Genomic DNA, 16,985 nt, shown 5'->3' on the forward strand with positions numbered 1-16,985 from the left:
GTCGATGAACAGCGGCCACCACTATCAGGCACGTCTGCGTCAGGGCCACTGGTTCAGCGCCCTGCCCGCTGCATTACAGGAGGCGCTGCTGGCGGCTGCCCAAGTGCAGCAACTCGCGCCCGGTCAGGTGCTGTTTCGTCGCGGCGATAAGCCCTGTGGCCTGTATGCGGTGGTCGAGGGCGGCATGCGCATTGGTGCGGTCAGTGACACCGGCAAGGAAGCGCTGCTGACCCTGGTCGAGCCACCCTACTGGTTTGGCGAGATTTCCCTGTTTGATGGCCAGCCACGCACCCACGATGCCTTTGCTGAAGGTGCCACCACCCTGCTGCTGGTGCCGCAGGCGCGGCTGCTGGCGCTGCTCAAACAGCAACCGCAGTACTGGCGTGATTTCGCCCTGCTGATGAGCCATAAACTGCGCCTGGCGTTTATCGCCCTGGAAGAAATGAGCCTGTTGCCCGCCGCCCCACGTCTGGCCCGGCGCCTGCTGCTGATTGCCGAGAACTACGGCGAAGGCGAGCCGCGCCGCGTGCTGCACCTGCCGCAGGAGCAGCTGGCGCTGATGCTGGCGATTTCCCGGCAGACTACCAACCAGATACTCAAGGAGTTGGAGGCCCAGGGCATTCTGCGCCTGACCTATGGCGAGATCGAACTCCTCGATCTGCCGCGCTTACGTCAGGCGGCGCAGTAGGCAGCGGCTGCAAAGACTGAACCTCTGGCGCAGAATGACGCTCTATTGCCGACCTGTTTGCCGCCAGAGCCCGATGTACTGATGCCGATAACCGCTGAGACACTCCCTGCCGTCCACGCTGACCTGCCCCAGGTGCTGGCCGGCCCGCTGCTGCGCCGCATGGAAGCGCAGCGCCTGGTGCTCTGGCTGGTTGGCAGCCGGCCCTTATCGCTAACCCTGCAGCTGAGCCATGGTGATGCAGCCGAGCCACAGCGCCTGCCGCTGCACGGTGACAGCTGCCAGGTTATCCAGATTGGCGAACAGGCATTTATCCACCTGATTGACCTCAAGCTGGAAGCGCCGCTGCCCTGCGATGTGCAGATTGATTACGACCTGCTGATCGAACAGCCGGATCAGGCCGCGCTGGGTATCGCCGACTGGGCGCCGCACTTGCTGTACGACGGCGCGACCCAGGCGAATTTTGTGCTGCGCGCGCAGCTCGACCATCTGCTCCACGGCTCTTGTCGCAAGCCGCATCACCCGGCTGCCGACGGCCTGCTCTGCGCCGACCGCCTGCTGGCCGAAGCGCATGCCGCCGAGCAACGCCCGGCGCTGCTGTTGATGAGCGGCGACCAGATCTACGCCGATGACGTCAGCGGGCCGATGCTGCGGGCGATTCATCAGGTGATCGAGCGCCTGGGTTTGTTTGGCGAGCATTTGCAAGGTGCGGTGGTCGATGACAGCACGGCGCTGTACCAGCACCCCGCCAGCTACTACCAGCGCGCCGAGCTGCTGCCTGCGCTGAAGAGCAACGAAACCCTGCGTGAGCGCTTCTTCGGCGGCGTGGAAAAACCGGTGTTCACCACCAGCAGCGCCGACAACCACCTGGTGACCTGCGCCGAAGTGTTGGCCATGTACCTGCTGGTCTGGTCGCCGGTGCCCTGGACCTTGCTGGATGCGGAAATGCCAGCACTCAGCGCCGAGGAAGTGCCGCGCTATCAGGCCGAGCGTGAGCGTATCGAGACCTTTCGCGGCGGCCTGGGCCAGGTCGCCCGCGCCCTCGCCCATTTACCGACGCTGATGATCTTCGATGATCACGACATCACCGATGACTGGAACCTCTCCGCGCAGTGGGAAGAGACGGCCTACGGTCACCCGTTTTCCAAACGCATCATCGGCAATGCGCTGATCGCCTACCTGCTGTGCCAGGGCTGGGGCAATAACCCGGATGTATTCGCCAAGCCGCTGCAGATGATCCGCGCGATGACCGAGGGCCGCGATGCTGCCAACCACATGGACAGTGAGCCGCAGGATGCGCTGATCGACACCTTGCTGAGCTTTCACCAGTGGCAATTCGTCCTGCCGAGCAGCCCGGCGCTGGTGGTGCTCGACACCCGGACGCGGCGCTGGCGCAGCGAGCGCAACCTCAAGCGACCGTCTGGTCTGCTGGATTGGGAAGCGCTGTGCGAGTTTCAGCAAGAGCTGCTGGATCATCCGGCGGCGATCATCGTCTCCCCCGCGCCGATGTTCGGCGTCAAGCTGATCGAGACCATCCAGAAGGTCTTCAGCTGGGCCGGCCATCCGCTGATGGTCGACGCGGAAAACTGGATGGCCCACCGGGGCGCCGCGCAGGTGATGCTGAACATCTTCCGCCACTCGCGCACGCCGGGTAACTACGTGATTCTCTCCGGCGACGTGCATTACTCGTTTGTCTACGAGGTGTTGATTCGCCAGCGCAAGCGCGGGCCGAAGCTTTGGCAAATCACCAGCAGCGGCCTGAAAAACGAATTCCCGCCGCGCCTGCTCGACTGGTTCGACCGCCTCAACCGCTGGCTCTACGCGCCGTGGTCGCCGCTCAACTGGCTGACCACGCGCCGGCGCATGCAGGTCAAACCGCGCATCCCCTCGCGCAGCAAGGCCGGCGAACGCCTGTGGAATGGGGCGGGGCTCGGTCAGGTGTGGTTCAACGACAACGGCCAGCCGAGCGCGATCTACCAGCTAAATGCCGATGGCTCGCCCGCGGTGGCCTTTGTCGATGACCGTGATAACGCACCGAGCACGGCGCCTGCCCGCCGCGCAGCCACTCAGTCGGCAGATCGCTCAGCCTGAGGACGCGCGGGCCAGAGCCGGGCCAGCCATTGCGCGCGCCAGCTTAAGGTCAATGCGACGATCAGCGTGGCGACGCCCAGCAGCATCAGCCACAGCAGGATGGCCATGGCCGGCGAATCGCCCGCCAGGCTGCACAGCAATGACAGCCCGAGCATCAGGCTGGCGCCGCTGCGCAGGGCGACTTGCCGTGACGCCGTCTGTTGCACGCCTTGATGCACCTGACGCCAATGGTTGGGCAAGGCCAGGGCGAGCCAGGCAAAGCCCAGCACCGCCAGCAGCAGGGCCAACAGCGAGTACAGAGCGGCGTCAGACATGGGCGACCTCCAGCGTTTCTTCCTGCGGCACGCGGCGGCGCAGCTTGTGCGCGGCCAGCAGGGCGAGTGCGGCCGCAGCGAGCAGGCACAGGTCGGTGCCGGCCACCGGGCCGTTGCCGCTGCGCAGGGTGGCCAGCAGGTGATCGCCGGTGGTCAGCCAGTTGGCTAGAACGGCCAGTACCGCCAGCAGCGCAATCGCCGTGCACTGCTCACGCCAGGCGTGCAGGTAACCGAGGCGTTGGTCCCGCATCACGCGCCACACGGCATGGGCGCTCGCCACGAGCCACAGGGCATAGAAGCTCAGGATTTCGACGCGCGCGCGGCCCAGGCCAAATAGCTGCTCCTGCATGGGCAGCCAGCGGTTGGCGAGCAGAAACGCCAGGGTGGCGAGAATCACCCCGCACACGCCGGCAATGCTCAGGGCATCCAGCAGCGAGACACCGAGATGGCCGTGGCGCTGCTGCTTCTTGCGCCGGGCCTGGGTCCAGAAGAACAGCCCGGTGGCGATCACCACACAGCCGCCCAGCCCGCCGAGGAAATACAGCCAGCGCAGGGCGTCGTGGCGGAACTGGATGTAGTGCAGGCCGGCGATGAAGTTCCAGGTGTTCACCATGGCTGAGGCCTGAAAGCGGCCCATGACCTCACCGCTGACATTGGCAAAGCGGAAGTTGTCGATGTCCTTGGTCACGCTGCTGTGGCTGGTGCGGCGCAGCAGCACATTGCCGTTGGCATCCTTGGGGTTGTTGATCCGCAGCAGGTACACCGAGCCCGGTCCCCAGTGTTGTTCAGCCTTGGCCACCATGGGCTCCAGAGGCGCCAGTTCACCCGGCTGCCTGGCGGCCCGCAGGCGAATGCGACCGAGTGCTTCGCCAAGGAAAGCGCGTTCGGCGCTGACGCCGCTTTGCACCTGCTCGCGGTAGGTGTGCTGCGGCGCATCCGGGTAGTAGATGGCGAAGGCGACGATCAGCCCGGACAGGGTGATCAGCAGGTGGAACGGCAGCAGCGCCACGCCGACCACGTTATGCACATCCAGGGTGCTGCGGCCAAAGGCGCGGTGCAGGCGCAGGGTGAAAAACTCGCTGAACAGCTTGCGATGGATCACCACGCCGGACACCAGCAGGCAGAGCATGGCCATGCCGGCGATGCCCACCAGCCAGGCACCGATGTTTTTGTAGCGCAGCGTCAGGTTGTGGTGGAAGGGGTAGATAAAGCCACTGGCCCCCAGGGTCAACGGCTTGGCCAGCGGCTCAAGAGTGATTGGGTTGAACAGGTCGCGGCTGCTCTTGCGCGACTCTTCGCTGCCGTAAGTCAGGGTCAGAAACGGTGTGCGTTCCAGGGGCAGGATGATGGTCCAGACGGGCGCGTTGGCGGCGCGTTGTTCCAGCAGTGGGCGAATGTCACGGTCCAGCGACGGCCGCTGCATGCTGTCATCCCAGTGCAGGCGCGTGCTGGGCATCATCCAGCGGTCGATTTCCTTGTCGAACACCGACAGGCTGCCGGTCCAGAATACGGCGAACAGCAAGACGCCGAGCAACACGCCGGCCCAGGTGTGCAGCTCGCCCATGCGGCTTCTGAATCCTGTTTTCATGCTTGCACCTGCAGCAGCAGGGGCGTGCCCCAGGCCAGCAGGCTCAGGCCGCCGAGCAGCAGCCAGGCGTTACGCCGGCGCTCGCAGGAAAAGCCCCAGAGCAGCAACACCAGCAGGTAAATGAAGCCGAGCATGAGCGCCAGCATCACCGCATCGCCCTGACTCATGCCGGCCCACCAGGCCAGCAGGCCGCTCAGGCCAACCAGTTGTGCGCTGGCGAAATAGGCCAGCGCACACAGGCCGACAACGTGGGTAGCCGTCGCGGCCGGTTGGATAACATCGCGCAGGTGCATGACGGCCTCACTCGAAGCGGTAGCTGGTGCTGAATTGCAGCGAACGCGGTTCGCCCGGCAGGATGCCGAGGTCATTGGTGGCCGACTCGTAGTAGGTCTTGCCGCCCAGGTTGCGGGCGTTGAGGGCAAACGCCCAGGGGCCGCGCTCATGGAACAGCCCGGCATCCAGCACGGTGTAGGCCGGCAGGGTGACGGCATTGGTGGTCGAGGCGAAGGAATCGCCCTGATGGCGCACACCGAGGCCGACGCGCCAGCCGTTACCCAGCTCTTTGACGCCCCACAGGGTGGCGCTAAAGCGTGGGGCGTTGGCCGCCCGTTTGCCCTCCAGCGGGGTGGCCGGCTGCGTCGGGGTGATCGCCGGCGCGGTGGTGTTGTTCGACTGGGTCACCCGCGCATCCAAGTAGGTGAGCCCGCCCTGCAGGCTCAGGCCATGGCCGAGATCGCCGAGGGCCGACAGCTCGACGCCTTCGGCGGTGATTTCACCGACATACAGCGACGGGCCGTTGGGGTCGCTGGGGTCACGGGTCGGCACGTTTTCCTTGATGATCTGGAACAGGCTCAGGCCCAGCTCCAAGGCACCGTCGTTCAGGCGCAGCTTGCTGCCCAGCTCATAGCTGGTGGTGATCTCCGGTGGCTGGATGGCGTTGCCTGGATCGATCACCCCGGTGGCGCTGCCTGGCTGGTAGGAGCGTGAAGCGGACAGGTAGTAGGACGACCAGTCATTGGGCTGATAGACCAGGCCGGCGCGCGGGCTGCGGTAATCATCGTCGCGGCTGTAATCACTGCCGACGCGGTTGTCGAAGTCGCGCTCCAGCTGATCTTCGCGCAGCCCGAGCAGCATCACCCAGTGCTCGTTGAAGCGCATCAGGTCCTGGATGTAGTAACCGGCGGTGTGGGTTTCGTAGATGCCATCGCGGCGCACGGAGGCTGCGCTGTAGGGCACGGTCTTGAGCACCGGGTTGTACACCGACAGGTTGTAGGCGGCGGGCAGGTCGCTGCCGCGTGACAGGGTGTCGCGTTCCTCGATGGCGTACTCGGCGCCGACCATCAGCTCGTGCTGGATGCCCAGCCAGTCGACCTGCTTGCTCAGCTCCAGCTTGTTGGCCAGGTCAGTCTGCTGGCTGTCGAAGTTGCTGCGCGACAGGCGCACGGTGGGCGTGGCGGTGTTAAGCAGCAGGCGGTTGATGGTGGTCTGGTTACGCTCAAGGTCCAGGGTGCGGTAGCTCAGGGTGTTGCGCAGTTGCAGGCTGTCGCTCAGGTCCACCTTGAGGTCGGCCTGGAAGGTGCTGTCGGCGCTGGTGCCGCTGTCGTTGTCACCGGGATTGGCCGAGCCGTAATAGGTCGAGCGCGAGACATCCGCCGGCTTGCCGTTGATGCCGGGAATACCGGCGTCGAACACGCGCTCATCGGCCAGGTGCTGGGCGCGCAGGTCGAGAGTCACGTCATCGTTGAAACGCAGGGTGGAAGCCAGCGCCAGGCCGTGTTTCTTGTACCAGACCTCATCGCGGTACGAGTCGCCCTCGTCGGCCATGGCATTGATGCGCACCTGTACCGCTTCGTTCAGCGGCTGGTTGACGTCGAGGGTCAGGCGCCGGGCATCGTAGGAGCCCAGGCTGGCGGCCAGGTCAGTCTGCGTCTGCGAGTGCGGGCGCTTGCTCACCAGGTTGATCAAGCCCCCGGCCGAGCCTCGACCGTAGAGCACGCCGCTGGGGCCTTTGACCACTTCCACCTGCTCCAGGTTGAAGGTGTCGCGGAAGCTGTTGCCGCCATCGCGCATGCCATCGACATAGGTATCCGAAATAGCCGAGAAGCCACGGATGACGAACTGCTCACGAATGCCTTCACCGGTGCTGCTGGTCACGCCTGGGGTGTAGGCCAGGGCTTCCTTGATCGAACGCGCGCCGCGATCACGCAGCACTGTGGCCGGCACCGCATCGACCGTCTGCGGCACATCCAGTGAGTCGGCATCGGTGCGGGTGGCGCTGCTCACCGGCACGCTGCTCTGGTAACGGCTGGCCTTGCCGGAAATGGTCATCGCGGGCAGTTCGGTGCGGGCCGCTGCGTTGTCCATGTGCGCGGGTGCGGGCCGCAGCACATAACCGCCAGCCTCTACTTGTACGGCCTGCAAGCCGGTACCGGCCAGCAGCACCGCCAGGGCTTCGGGCACGGTGTAGTGGCCTTGAAGACCTGCGGTTACCTTGTCGGCCGTTTGCTCGGCGGTAAAGCTGAGCAACAGGTTGGCGCTGCTCGACAGGCTGCGCAGTGCCGGTGCCAAAGGCCCGGCGGCAATCGTGAAGGCTTGTTGCGCCTGCTGCTGGGTGGGCGTGCTGTCTGCGGCCAGGGCCACGCCCGGCAGTTGCTGGAGGGCCAGGCTGCAGGCCAGGGCCAAGAGCAGGCGGCCACTCGGTCGCAGTTGGAAGTTGTGCGCGGTGTGACGCGGCGGCGTCATGGGGCGATTGGCACGGTGCATGGGGGCTCCTGGCACAGAAAGCGAATAAGGTTCTTGCTGTGTAGGTGCCGCGAGAATCGCAATCGGGCAGTGCGTGGCTGAATTATTTTTCGCCGCGCTCGGCTATCCGCTGCGACGCGGGCTTAGCCGGCCTGTTCGATCAGCACCCAGTAGCGGCTGCGCGTGCGCACCTGTACTGGCAGCACGCTGGGCAGGGTGGCGAGAATGCGATCGCTGTCGTGCACCGGGAACACCCCGGACAGGCGCAACCCGGCCACGTGCGGATCGCAGCGCAGCACCCCGGGGCGGTAGCGATCAAGCTCGGCGATAAATTCGCCCAGGGGCATGTCGTCGGCAATGATCTGCCCACGGGTCCAGGCCAGGTCGGCCTCATGCAGCGGGCGCAGCGGGTCGATATGGGTGCGGCTGAAGCCGGTGCGTTGCCCAGCCAGCAGCACCTGCACGCGGTCACTGCGGATCGGGTGGAGTTGTACGGCACTTTCCTGCACGGCCACCTGGGTGTGGCCGTCGTCCTGGCGCACGCTGAAACGCGTGCCCAGCGCGCGGATGCGCCCTTGTGCGGTCTGCACCTCCAACGGACGTGGGTCGACAGGCTGCAGGCCCTGGGCCGCAGCGGTGACTACCATGATCTCGCCCGCGCGCAGGTGCAGCAGACGGGTGTGCGCATCGAATTGCAGATCGAGTGCCGTGGCGGTGTTGAGTGTCACGCGGGTGCCATCGCTGAGGGTCACGCGGCGTTGCTCACCGGTGCCGGTGCGGTGTTCGGCCAGCTGTTCCTGCCAGGTATGGGTGCGGCTGGCCAGCAGCCCGGAGCCGGCCAGCAGGCCACCCCAGAACAGCGAACGCAGCAGCGTGCGGCGGCTGGCCTGAGCGGTTTGGCGGGCATAGGGCGAGAGCGTCTGGTAGGCACTCTTGGCAGGCAATGCCTTGAGCCGTCCGGTCATGGCCTCGATATGCCGCCAGGCTCGTTCGTGCTCAGGGCTGGCCGCGCGCCAGGTCTGCCAAGCCAGCTGCTCCTGCGCGCTGGTTGCGCCGGACATCAGCAGGGTCAGCCATTCCACTGCCTGGTCGGCCACGGCTGCGCTGATCGGCTGGCCTTCGGCCAAGAGCCTGGCGGGTGTGTTGGGGTAAACCGCGCTGTGCTGTCCGTTCATGTCAGCTGGCCAGGGCAAACAGGTATTGGCGGTTGGCGCGCATCAGGTACTGCTTCACCGAGCTGCTGGACACGCCCAGGCGTTCGGCGATTTCGGCATAGCTGAGTTCTTCCAGGTGGGCGAGCAGGAAGGCTTCCTTGACCTGGGCCGGCAGACCGTCGAGGGCGCTGTCGATCTGGCGCAGGGTTTCCAGTGCCTGCAGCTGTTCTTCCGGCGAGGGGTAAACCGCTTCCGGCAGGCTGGCGAGCACTTCAATGTAGGCGTCTTCGAGGCGCTGGCGGCGATGACGATGGGCAATCAGCCGGCGCGCGATGGTCGCCAGAAAGGGCCGGGGTTCACGGATTTCATGGGCCTGACCGGAATGAATAACGCTGACGAAGGTGTCCTGAGCCAGGTCTGCGGCGGCAAAGGTGTCGTTCAGCTTGCGCCGCAACCAGCCTTCCAGCCAGCCGTGGTGCTGGCGGTAGAGCGTGTCGAGGTCGGTAGACAGGTCAAATTCAGAGGCGGGCACAGTGAGCTCCGGTCAGCCGGATGGCTACTCAGGCGCACATGATAATTATTATTATTAAAAGTTCAATGCTGCCGGTGACGTGTGCCCCCGGCAGCTGATCAGCGGACTGCGCTTACGCGTCAGCGCCGCAGCGTTCTTAACGCAGCTTTTCCAGCATCTGGTAGTACCACATGCCGGCGGCCAGCATCGGGTTGCCGAACACATCACCCAGCGGCACCTTGATGTGTTTGCAGGCGGCAAAGGTGTCGTAGTGACCCAGGGTGCCGGTCAGGGCGTTGGCCATGATCTCGCCCATGATGTGGGTGGTGGCGATGCCGTGGCCGGAGTAGCCCTGGCAGTACCAGACGTTGTCCGAGAGCTTGCCCAGCTGCGGGATGCGGTTGATCACGATGCCCATGGCGCAGCTCCACTGGAAGTCGATGTCGACGCCCTTGAGCTGCGGGAAGGTCTGCTCGATACCGGGGCGCAGTTCGGCGGCGATATCCCGCGAGTCGCGCCCGGAGTAGTTGCAGCCACCGCCGAACAGCAGGCGGCCGTCGGCGGTCATGCGGTAGTAGTCGAGGACGAAGCGGCAGTCGTACACGGCCAGGTCCTGCGGATTGATTTCTTTCGCCAGCTCACCCAGCGGCGCGGTGGTGACGATGCCGCCCATGGCCGGGAAGATCATGCCCTTGAGCTTTTTCGGCTCCAGCTTGTGGTACACGTCGCCAGCCAGCAGCACCTGCTTGGCGTTGATTCGGCCTTGGGCGGTGACCACCGCCGGCTTGGCGCCGTGGATGATCTCCAGCACTTCGGAGTGTTCGAAAATCAGCGCGCCCAGGCTGGCGGCGGCCTTGGCCTCACCGATGCACAGGTTCAGCGGGTGCAGGTGCATATTGCGGGTGTTCTTCAGTGCGCCGCTGTACAGGTCGCTGGCCAGGTGGCTGCGCACGCCGGCGCGGTCGAGCAGGGTCACGTCAGCGCCCATGCCGCGACGCTGTGCTTCGGCGTAGGTGGCTTCTAGTTCCTTCATGTGCGTGGGCTTCATCGCCGCATGCAGGTGGCCGTGCTTGAGGTCGCACTGAATGCCGTACTTCTCTACGCGGTACTTGATGATCTCGTGGCCGCGCCAGCGCAGGTGCCAGATAAAGTCTTCGACTTCCTCGCCGAGGGTGTTGCGCATCTGCTTGGTCATCGCCGCATCGCCCGACAGGCTGCCAGTGACCTGGCCGCCGTTGCGCCCGGTGGCACCCCAGCCGATCTTGTTGGCTTCGACAATCGCCACCTTGAGGCCGCGCTCGGCCAGCTCCACGGCAGACGCCACGCCGGTAAAACCGCCGCCGATGATCACCACATCGACGCTGACCTCGCCTTGCAGGGGCGGGTAATCGGTTTCTTCATTGAGGGTGGCACTGTAGTAGGACGGGCAACGCACCGCGGCGGGCGTTACGGGTTTGAGGGCGGCATTCATAAGCAGCTTCCTGGTAGACGACGGGAATGGGCAGAGCAGTCAGGGCTGAGCGGTCCAGTCATCCGGCGGGCGCGCGTGACGGCAATGCCACAACGCCCAGAACGCCAGGGTATGCGGCAGTTTGACCTGGTCACGCGGCGCGGCTGCGTGCAGGGGAACGGGGGAAAACACATGAGAAGAGCGCATGGCCACAAGGTTCACACAGGGCCATGCGTTGGTTAAATGCGGTTTTTTACATGCTTGGTTGCTGTTGGGCTAAACATTACGCGCGTCCATCAGCCACCGCGTAGCTGTGCCATCACCCGCTCGGCATTCTCGGCGCAGGGCATGCCCTCGGGTTTGCTTTCGATGCTGGCGATGATGCCCAGCAGTTGCGCCTTGTTCTGCGCCAGCCGTTGCTGCATGACCTCGATTTCACCGACTTTGCGCTGCAGGCTGGCCAGCAGCTCCGCGTGCGCCAGGCCCTGTGATTCGCCTTGCGGCAGCAGCCGGCGGATTTCGTCGAGGCTGAATCCGGCTTGCTGCGCACAGCTGATGATGCCCAGGGTCTGCACCGCCTGTTCAGGGTAGTGGCGGTAGCCGTTGGCCTGACGTTGCGCGCTGATCAGCCCACTGGCCTCATAGAAACGTATGCGCGACGCCGCCAGCCCCGTGCGGCTGGCCAGTTCACCGATTTTCATCCTCAGTACTCCGGGCTATTGACCTTAAAGTTGACTTTAACCTTAGCCTTGCTCCACCTGCTACCTCGGAGTACGCCATGACTGCCTTTCAACCGCTGCACCTGCCCAACGGTACTGTCATCCCCAACCGCATTGCCAAGGCGGCGATGGAAGAAAACCTGGCTGACGCCAGCCAAGGCCCGTCCGCTGAATTGCTGCGCCTTTACCAGGCCTGGGCCGAGGGTGGTGCCGGGTTGCTGATCACCGGTAACGTGATGGTCGACCGCCGCGCCATGACCGGCCCCGGCGGCGTGGTGCTGGAGGATGAGCGCCAGCTGGATAAATTCCGCGAGTGGGCCCGGATCAGCCGCGCTCAAGGCGGGCAGGTCTGGATGCAGATCAACCACCCTGGTCGGCAAATGCAGGCCAACCTTGGCCAGCAGACCGTTGCGCCGTCAGCGGTCGCGCTGGAGCTGGGTGGCCTGTCGAAAATGTTCCCCGTGCCCAAGACGCTGGATGAAGCAGAAATCCAAACTCTGATTCAGCGCTATGCGCGCACCGCACAGTTGGCCGAACAGGCCGGCTTTACGGGCGTGCAGATCCATGCGGCGCACGGTTATCTGCTCAGCCAATTCCTTTCGCCGATCAGCAACAAGCGCAGCGATCGTTGGGGTGGTCCGCTGGAAAACCGTGCGCGCTTTCTGCTTGAGGTGGTCAAGGCGGTACGGGCTGTGGTGGCCCCTAGCTTCTGCGTAGCAGTCAAACTCAACTCGGCGGACTTCCAGCGTGGCGGCTTCGACGCGGCCGATGCCAAGCAGGTGGTGCAGTTGCTCAATGAGCTGGCGGTCGATCTGGTCGAATTGTCCGGCGGCAGCTATGAAGCGCCCGCCATGCAGGGCGATGCCCGCGACGGCCGTACCCTGGCGCGCGAAGCCTACTTCCTGGAGTACGCCGGTGAGATTGCCGCTGTGGCGAGCATGCCGGTGATGGTCACCGGTGGGATTCGTCGTTTGCCAGTGGTCGAGCAGGTGCTGGCCAGCGGCGTGGCCATGGCTGGGATCGCCACGGCCCTGGCGATCAACCCGGCGCTGCCGAAACAGTGGCAGGTCGGGCAGCCCAGCAGCGCTGAATTGCCGCCTATTCGCTGGAAGAACAAGGCGTTTGCCTCCCTGGCATACATGGCCGTGGTGAAGTTTCAACTGCGCCAACTCAGCCTAGGCAAGCACACCCACGCTGGGGTCTCGCCGCTACGCGCGCTGTTGTTGGAACAGCTGAAAAGCGCGCGACGTACCCGCCACTACAAACGCCTGATGGCAGCGGGTTAATCGGGCAAATGCCCGGTTTTGACCCAGATCAGGCAGCCTGCTTCGCTGAACGGTGTGTGCTGTGACAGGTGTGGGCTGCGCAGCCAGCTGCCGGCCGGGTAGTCGCCGAACTCGTCCTGAAAGGTGCCTTCAAGCACCAGGATTTCTTCGCCGCCCCAATGCCTGTGTGCACTGAAGTAGGTGCCGGGGGCCCAACGCACCAGCGCCACGTGCTCGGTACCGTGCTGGTGCAACGGCAACACCTGCAGGCCCGGCACCAGTCCGGGTCGCCATTGCGCCTGGGTGCTGTCGATCACCACGGGCTGATCATCAGCTTCATCGAACTGCATCAGTTTGACGAAGATCGTGCAGCCTTCGCGGCTGAAGGGTGCGTGGTGGCTGCCGATGGGGTTACGTACGTAAGTGCCGGCGGGGTAATCGCCGCGCTCATCGGAGAACACCCCATCGAGCACGAGAAACTCCTCGCCGCCGGGGTGGTGATGCTCGCTGAAGCGCGAACCTGCCGCGTAGCGCACGATGCTGGTGGCGCGCGCCACCTCCTCGCCGATGCGGTCCAGCATGCGCCGCTCCACCCCTGGCATGGGTGAAGCCACCCAGGGGCTGTCGGCCGGACGGATCAAGGCGCGCTGACTAAAGTCGGCATTCAGTTGCATGGTCGCCCCCTTCACTCCGTCTGATTCAAGCCTGCTTGAGCAGGTGGATCAACGCGTCTGCGGTGGCATCCGATGAGGCCGGGTTTTGCCCGGTGATCAGCAGACCATCTACGGCTACATGGCTCTGCCAATCGTTCGTGCTGGTGTAATGGCCACCGTTGGCTATGAGCATATCCTGCACCAGGAATGGCACCACGTCGGTTAGCTGCACCGCAGCCTCTTCGCTGTTGCTAAAGCCGGTGACTTTCTTGCCGCTGACCAGCGGCAGACCGTTGGCCGCTTTGACATGACGCAGCACACCCGGAGCGTGACAGACCGCCGCTACCGGTTTGTTTTGTGCCTGGAAGTGTTCGATCAGTGCGATGGAGGTGCGGTCTTCGGCCAAATCCCACAGTGGGCCATGGCCGCCCGGATAGAACACGGCGTCGAAATCATCGGCCTTCACCTGGCTCAGCGGCACGGTGTTGGCCAGCGCCTGTTGCGCTGCCGGATCAGCACGGAAGCGCTCGGTAGCGGCTGTCTGTGCATCAGGGGCGTCGCTCTTAGGGTCCAAAGGTGGCTGGCCGCCTTTGGGCGAGGCCAGGGTCAGTTGCGCGCCGGCATCCTTGAACACGTAGTACGGCGAGGCGAATTCCTCCAGCCAGAAGCCGGTCTTCTGCCCGGTGTTGCCCAGTTGGTCGTGTGAGGTCAGTACCAGCAGGATCTTCATGGGTATTCCTTGGGGCGCAGGCCCTGATGAGCAAAGAGGCATGCAGCTTACGCGCGTTAGCCGCTGGCGATAATGTAAACGGCTTAATGGTGCCTATCACGTGCAGGCATACAGCGCCGATCAGGGTTCGGGTTTGTATCCGAGGCGAATGCCGCCCCAATGCCGGCCGTTGACCATAATTGGCACCGACAGGTCATGCATCAGCTCACCGGTGTCGCGCATATAGGTCTGCAGCAGCACCGGTTTCTGATGGCTGCCACAGCGGATGCCGGTGCGGTCGTTGAACAGGCGCTTGCTGCGACTCTTCAGCGTGTCCACAGCGCGGTCACCGCATGGTGGGTGGTTGAAGGCATTGTTGTGCGTTGGTACGTAGCCTTCGGCGGTGCAGGCGATGGCGAACACCAGGCCTTCGTGCTGGCTGAGCAGGGGTTCCTGAATGGCCGGCAGTACCTGATCGGCATAGCCGTCAAAGCGCGTTTTGTACTTGGCCGGGAAGCTGCCGGCAATCGGCTGGTAATGACGGTCGAACAGGTCACTGGCGCTGATCCGTCCGCTTTGCAGATCAGCCTCGAACTGCGCGGCAATCTGCACTGCGGCGCTGCGTGCGAGGTCGTAGATGCGCTGGTGGTAGTCATCCAGGCCGACTTCGGCGAGCTGTTCGCTGACGCTTTCGGCCTGCGCGACTAACCGCTCGGCGGCGCTGCTGAGTTGACGCGTCTGCCCTTCGCTGTCGCTAACATCGCCGCGCAGCTGGCCGACCGCCACAGACAGTTCAGCCAGGCGTTCGTGGTTCTGCCGGGTGCCGCTGTCGATCTGGCTGACCTGATCCTCTACATTTGCCGCCAATCCGGCAATGCCTTGCAGTTGCGCGCCGGTGTGCTCGACCTGCTGCGCGGCCAGGGTCAGTTGTTCGGCCTGCTGCTGCATATGGCTGACCACCGCCGCGCTCTGTTGGCGGATATCGCTGACGATCTGCCCGACTTCCTCGGTGGCGCTGCTGGTGCGGCCGGCCAGGTTACGCACCTCATCGGCGACCACCGCAAAGCCGCGGCCGAGTTCACCAGCGCGGGCCGCCTCGATGGCCGCATTGAGCGCCAGCAGGTTGGTCTGGCTGGCAATCGACTGGATGACCTGGGTGACTTTCTCGATCTGCTCGGTGCGACTGCTCAGGCCGTCAATCAGCTCGCGGCTGGTGGCGGTCTGCGCACTCAGGTGCTGCATGGCGTCGATTGCCTGACGCAGCTCCTGCTGCCCGCTGCTGCTGTCTTGCCGCACGCTTTGCGCGGCAATCAGGGTCTGTTCGGCGCGCTGGGCACTGTCCTGTTCGGTGTGGGTGATGGCCTCGGCGGCCTGGTTGATCTGCTCGGTGGCGCTCAGTTGCGATTGCAGTTTGCCGGCCAGCTGCTGCGCCGCATGCGCCACTTCAGCGGCGGCCAGGGCGTTGTGGCAGGTGTGCCGCGACAGGTTCTGGCTCAGGGTGCTGAACGCATCATGTGGCGTCTCGGCGGATACGGGCAGCTCTTCATGCTGGCGCTGCCAGGGCCCCAGCCACGGCCACAGGGCCAGCAGCAGAAAGGACGGAATGCTGATAAACCAGGGCAGCTGGATCTGCTGGTACGTCACCATCAACCCGGCCAGCCCGATGGCATGCAGCAGGCAGGCCTTGGGGTAGGTAATAAACGCAGAACGCATGACAAACCTCGTTATTTTTATTCTGGTCGAACCACGACCAGAAACTGCCTCGGCACGCCACCATGAAGTGGACGGGCCATGCCTGCTGAAATGGGAGTGCGTGCAGCTGGAGATGCCTGGGTAGGCAATCGGCCGCTGTCAGCGAATCTATAGACCATAGCGGGTGTCGCTCCCTGCGGCCAACCTTTGCTGGGAGGATGATTCGAGCACCCGTGGCGGTTCAGGGCCATGGCACTTTGGTAGCAGGTGGATCAGTCCTTACAGGCGATGGCGCTGAATAAAGCCCTTGTCGAGAAAATCCTTCCAGCGCCCGTAGAAACGCCCGCCGGCACTGTGTCCATGCCAGTCCAACAGGGCGCCGCCGTCGCCGGTGGCCAGCAGCGCTAAGCTCTGGCGTTGCGGCCGGTAGCGTTTGAGGGGCAGGCCGCGCAAGGCGGCGCTGAGGTTGTTCGCCAGCACCGGCCCCTGGCGCACCGCGTACACCCCGCTTTTGCGTGCGCCGGGCAGGCTGGCGCAGTCGCCCACGGCGAAAATCGTCGGGTGGGTGTAGCTCTGCAGCGTCGGCGCAATCAATACAAAGCCCTGCTCATCGCAGCCCAGCCCGCTGTGCGCCGGCCAGGCAAAAGCCTTGGCTCCGCTGGCCAACAGCAGTCGCTGACCACGCCAGACCGGTTCGTCGCCGCTGAACAGGCAGTCGTCCTCAATGCGGCTGATTGGGCAATCCTCGCGCACCCACACACCACGCTGACGCAGATGGCCGAGGGCACGCAGACGCACACCAGCAGACAAACCATCGAGCAGATGCCCGGCACAGAACAGCGCAAGTTGCGGCACCTTCCCGGCCAAGGCCAGCGCCAGTTCAACTCCCGCCGCGCCGCCGCCGAGAATCGCCAAGGGCTGAGGCTCGGCCTGCCAGCGTTGCCAACCATCAAGAAATTCCGCGAAGGGTTTTACTGCCAGCACCTGCATGGCATCACCGTGCTGCGCAGGTGCAGAAACCTGCGCGCCGACATTCAGCGACAGCCAGCTGCCATTCAAGGTTTGCCCATTGGCTAGTTGCACCTGTTGCTGTGCGGCGGACAGGCTTTCCAGCGGGCTGACAATCAACTCGACCTTGGCCGCGCGGCACAGCGCCTGCAGCTCGACCTGGCAATCCTCTGGCCGATGCCGGCCAGCCAGCAGCCCCGGTAGCATGCCGGAATACCAGGCCACCGGACCGGCACTGAGCAGCGCAACGCGCCCCGGCGGCCGCTCGACCAGGGCCCAGCGCCGCAGCACGCCGAGGTGGGCGTGGCCGGCGCCGATCAATAGAAGGTCGTAATGAGTGCTCACACGCGGACGTCCGTCAGGTAATCGGTGTGCGCTAATGGTACGGGCTTGCGCCGCGGCCC

The 16,985-nt window shown here is 64.6% G+C and carries 16 protein-coding genes; 3 read left to right on the forward strand and 13 right to left on the reverse strand.

The genetic code is table 11. The annotated features are described in order from the left end of the window. The first annotated feature begins 4 nt into the window (after nt 1–4). Together HCI85_RS15980 and HCI85_RS15985 are read left to right on the forward strand one after the other, a co-directional pair. Nucleotides 5–688 (forward strand): Crp/Fnr family transcriptional regulator, encoded by a 684-nt coding sequence (locus HCI85_RS15980; protein ID WP_167145958.1) that lies wholly within the window; start codon nt 5–7, stop codon nt 686–688. 81 nt (nt 689–769) lie between these two features. Beyond that, nucleotides 770–2,776, forward strand: coding sequence for an alkaline phosphatase D family protein (locus tag HCI85_RS15985; RefSeq protein ID WP_167145960.1), 2,007 nt, complete (start codon nt 770–772; stop codon nt 2,774–2,776). On the opposite strand, the gene HCI85_RS15990 is transcribed toward HCI85_RS15985, so the two are convergent. From HCI85_RS15990 to HCI85_RS16030, 9 genes are all read right to left on the reverse strand, one after another. Continuing rightward, a complete protein-coding gene (locus tag HCI85_RS15990; RefSeq protein WP_167145962.1) occupies nt 2,752–3,090 on the reverse strand; it encodes a DUF3325 domain-containing protein in 339 nt (112 codons plus the stop codon). The genes HCI85_RS15985 and HCI85_RS15990 overlap by 25 nt on opposite strands. Further along, nucleotides 3,083–4,678 carry a PepSY-associated TM helix domain-containing protein gene (locus HCI85_RS15995; RefSeq protein WP_167145964.1) on the reverse strand — a complete coding sequence of 532 codons (1,596 nt, stop codon included), beginning with the start codon at nt 4,676–4,678 and terminating at the stop codon, nt 3,083–3,085. Before HCI85_RS15995 ends, HCI85_RS15990 begins: the two co-directional genes overlap by 8 nt. Further along, on the reverse strand, nt 4,675–4,971 hold the full coding sequence (locus HCI85_RS16000) for a hypothetical protein (protein WP_167145966.1): 297 nt from the start codon (nt 4,969–4,971) through the stop codon (nt 4,675–4,677). The genes HCI85_RS15995 and HCI85_RS16000 overlap by 4 nt, the downstream gene beginning before the upstream one ends. A 7-nt stretch (nt 4,972–4,978) precedes the next feature. Continuing rightward, nucleotides 4,979–7,441 carry a TonB-dependent siderophore receptor gene (locus tag HCI85_RS16005; RefSeq protein ID WP_167145969.1) on the reverse strand — a complete coding sequence of 821 codons (2,463 nt, stop codon included), beginning with the start codon at nt 7,439–7,441 and terminating at the stop codon, nt 4,979–4,981. A gap of 122 nt (nt 7,442–7,563) precedes the next feature. Continuing rightward, nucleotides 7,564–8,595, reverse strand: a complete 1,032-nt coding sequence (locus HCI85_RS16010; RefSeq protein ID WP_167145970.1) for a FecR domain-containing protein — start codon at nt 8,593–8,595, stop codon at nt 7,564–7,566. A 1-nt stretch (nt 8,596) separates the two neighbouring features. Beyond that, nucleotides 8,597–9,106: a sigma-70 family RNA polymerase sigma factor gene (locus tag HCI85_RS16015; protein WP_167145972.1), complete on the reverse strand. Its 510-nt coding sequence runs from the start codon at nt 9,104–9,106 to the stop codon at nt 8,597–8,599. A gap of 136 nt (nt 9,107–9,242) precedes the next feature. Next, nucleotides 9,243–10,556 (reverse strand): NAD(P)/FAD-dependent oxidoreductase, encoded by a 1,314-nt coding sequence (locus tag HCI85_RS16020; RefSeq protein ID WP_167145974.1) that lies wholly within the window; start codon nt 10,554–10,556, stop codon nt 9,243–9,245. 39 nt (nt 10,557–10,595) lie between these two features. Continuing rightward, nucleotides 10,596–10,742, reverse strand: a complete 147-nt coding sequence (locus HCI85_RS16025; RefSeq protein ID WP_167145976.1) for a hypothetical protein — start codon at nt 10,740–10,742, stop codon at nt 10,596–10,598. Nucleotides 10,743–10,831: 89 nt separating this feature from the next. After that, nucleotides 10,832–11,236 (reverse strand): MerR family transcriptional regulator, encoded by a 405-nt coding sequence (locus HCI85_RS16030; protein WP_167145978.1) that lies wholly within the window; start codon nt 11,234–11,236, stop codon nt 10,832–10,834. A 77-nt stretch (nt 11,237–11,313) separates the two neighbouring features. Between HCI85_RS16030 and HCI85_RS16035 the strand changes: the two genes are divergently transcribed. Further along, entirely contained in the window at nt 11,314–12,540 is a 1,227-nt protein-coding gene (locus tag HCI85_RS16035; protein ID WP_167145980.1) for an NADH:flavin oxidoreductase/NADH oxidase family protein, read from the forward strand. On the opposite strand, the gene HCI85_RS16040 is transcribed toward HCI85_RS16035, so the two are convergent. The 4 genes from HCI85_RS16040 to HCI85_RS16055 form a co-directional block, all read right to left on the reverse strand. Beyond that, nucleotides 12,537–13,193: a cupin domain-containing protein gene (locus tag HCI85_RS16040; protein WP_167145983.1), complete on the reverse strand. Its 657-nt coding sequence runs from the start codon at nt 13,191–13,193 to the stop codon at nt 12,537–12,539. The genes HCI85_RS16035 and HCI85_RS16040 overlap by 4 nt on opposite strands. 25 nt (nt 13,194–13,218) lie before the next feature. Next, the gene (locus HCI85_RS16045; RefSeq protein ID WP_090254298.1) at nt 13,219–13,902 is read right to left on the reverse strand and encodes a type 1 glutamine amidotransferase domain-containing protein; all 684 of its coding nucleotides are present in this window, start codon (nt 13,900–13,902) and stop codon (nt 13,219–13,221) included. Nucleotides 13,903–14,022: 120 nt separating this feature from the next. Beyond that, the gene (locus HCI85_RS16050) at nt 14,023–15,594 is read right to left on the reverse strand and encodes a methyl-accepting chemotaxis protein (protein ID WP_176600650.1); all 1,572 of its coding nucleotides are present in this window, start codon (nt 15,592–15,594) and stop codon (nt 14,023–14,025) included. A 258-nt stretch (nt 15,595–15,852) separates the two neighbouring features. Beyond that, on the reverse strand, nt 15,853–16,926 hold the full coding sequence (locus tag HCI85_RS16055) for an FAD-dependent oxidoreductase (RefSeq protein ID WP_167145985.1): 1,074 nt from the start codon (nt 16,924–16,926) through the stop codon (nt 15,853–15,855). Nucleotides 16,927–16,985 lie beyond the last annotated feature (59 nt).

The sequence above is a fragment of the Pseudomonas sp. OTU750018 genome (assembly GCF_011636575.1).
GTDB classification, from domain to species: domain Bacteria; phylum Pseudomonadota; class Gammaproteobacteria; order Pseudomonadales; family Pseudomonadaceae; genus Aquipseudomonas; species Aquipseudomonas peli.

Bases quoted from the DNA above. Each gene is read 5' to 3' on its own strand.
- HCI85_RS15995 (WP_167145964.1), bottom strand. From the start codon at position 4,678: ATGAAAACAGGATTCAGAAGCCGCATGGGCGAGCTGCACACCTGGGCC.
- HCI85_RS16000 (WP_167145966.1), bottom strand. From the start codon at position 4,971: ATGCACCTGCGCGATGTTATCCAACCGGCCGCGACGGCTACCCACGTT.
- HCI85_RS16040 (WP_167145983.1), bottom strand. From the start codon at position 13,193: ATGCAACTGAATGCCGACTTTAGTCAGCGCGCCTTGATCCGTCCGGCC.
- HCI85_RS16030 (WP_167145978.1), bottom strand. From the start codon at position 11,236: ATGAAAATCGGTGAACTGGCCAGCCGCACGGGGCTGGCGGCGTCGCGC.
- HCI85_RS16050 (WP_176600650.1), bottom strand. From the start codon at position 15,594: ATGCGTTCTGCGTTTATTACCTACCCCAAGGCCTGCCTGCTGCATGCC.
- HCI85_RS16035 (WP_167145980.1), top strand. From the start codon at position 11,314: ATGACTGCCTTTCAACCGCTGCACCTGCCCAACGGTACTGTCATCCCC.
- HCI85_RS16020 (WP_167145974.1), bottom strand. From the start codon at position 10,556: ATGAATGCCGCCCTCAAACCCGTAACGCCCGCCGCGGTGCGTTGCCCG.
- HCI85_RS16025 (WP_167145976.1), bottom strand. From the start codon at position 10,742: ATGCGCTCTTCTCATGTGTTTTCCCCCGTTCCCCTGCACGCAGCCGCG.
- HCI85_RS15985 (WP_167145960.1), top strand. From the start codon at position 770: ATGCCGATAACCGCTGAGACACTCCCTGCCGTCCACGCTGACCTGCCC.
- HCI85_RS15990 (WP_167145962.1), bottom strand. From the start codon at position 3,090: ATGTCTGACGCCGCTCTGTACTCGCTGTTGGCCCTGCTGCTGGCGGTG.
- HCI85_RS15980 (WP_167145958.1), top strand. From the start codon at position 5: ATGAACAGCGGCCACCACTATCAGGCACGTCTGCGTCAGGGCCACTGG.
- HCI85_RS16045 (WP_090254298.1), bottom strand. From the start codon at position 13,902: ATGAAGATCCTGCTGGTACTGACCTCACACGACCAACTGGGCAACACC.
- HCI85_RS16005 (WP_167145969.1), bottom strand. From the start codon at position 7,441: ATGCACCGTGCCAATCGCCCCATGACGCCGCCGCGTCACACCGCGCAC.
- HCI85_RS16010 (WP_167145970.1), bottom strand. From the start codon at position 8,595: ATGAACGGACAGCACAGCGCGGTTTACCCCAACACACCCGCCAGGCTC.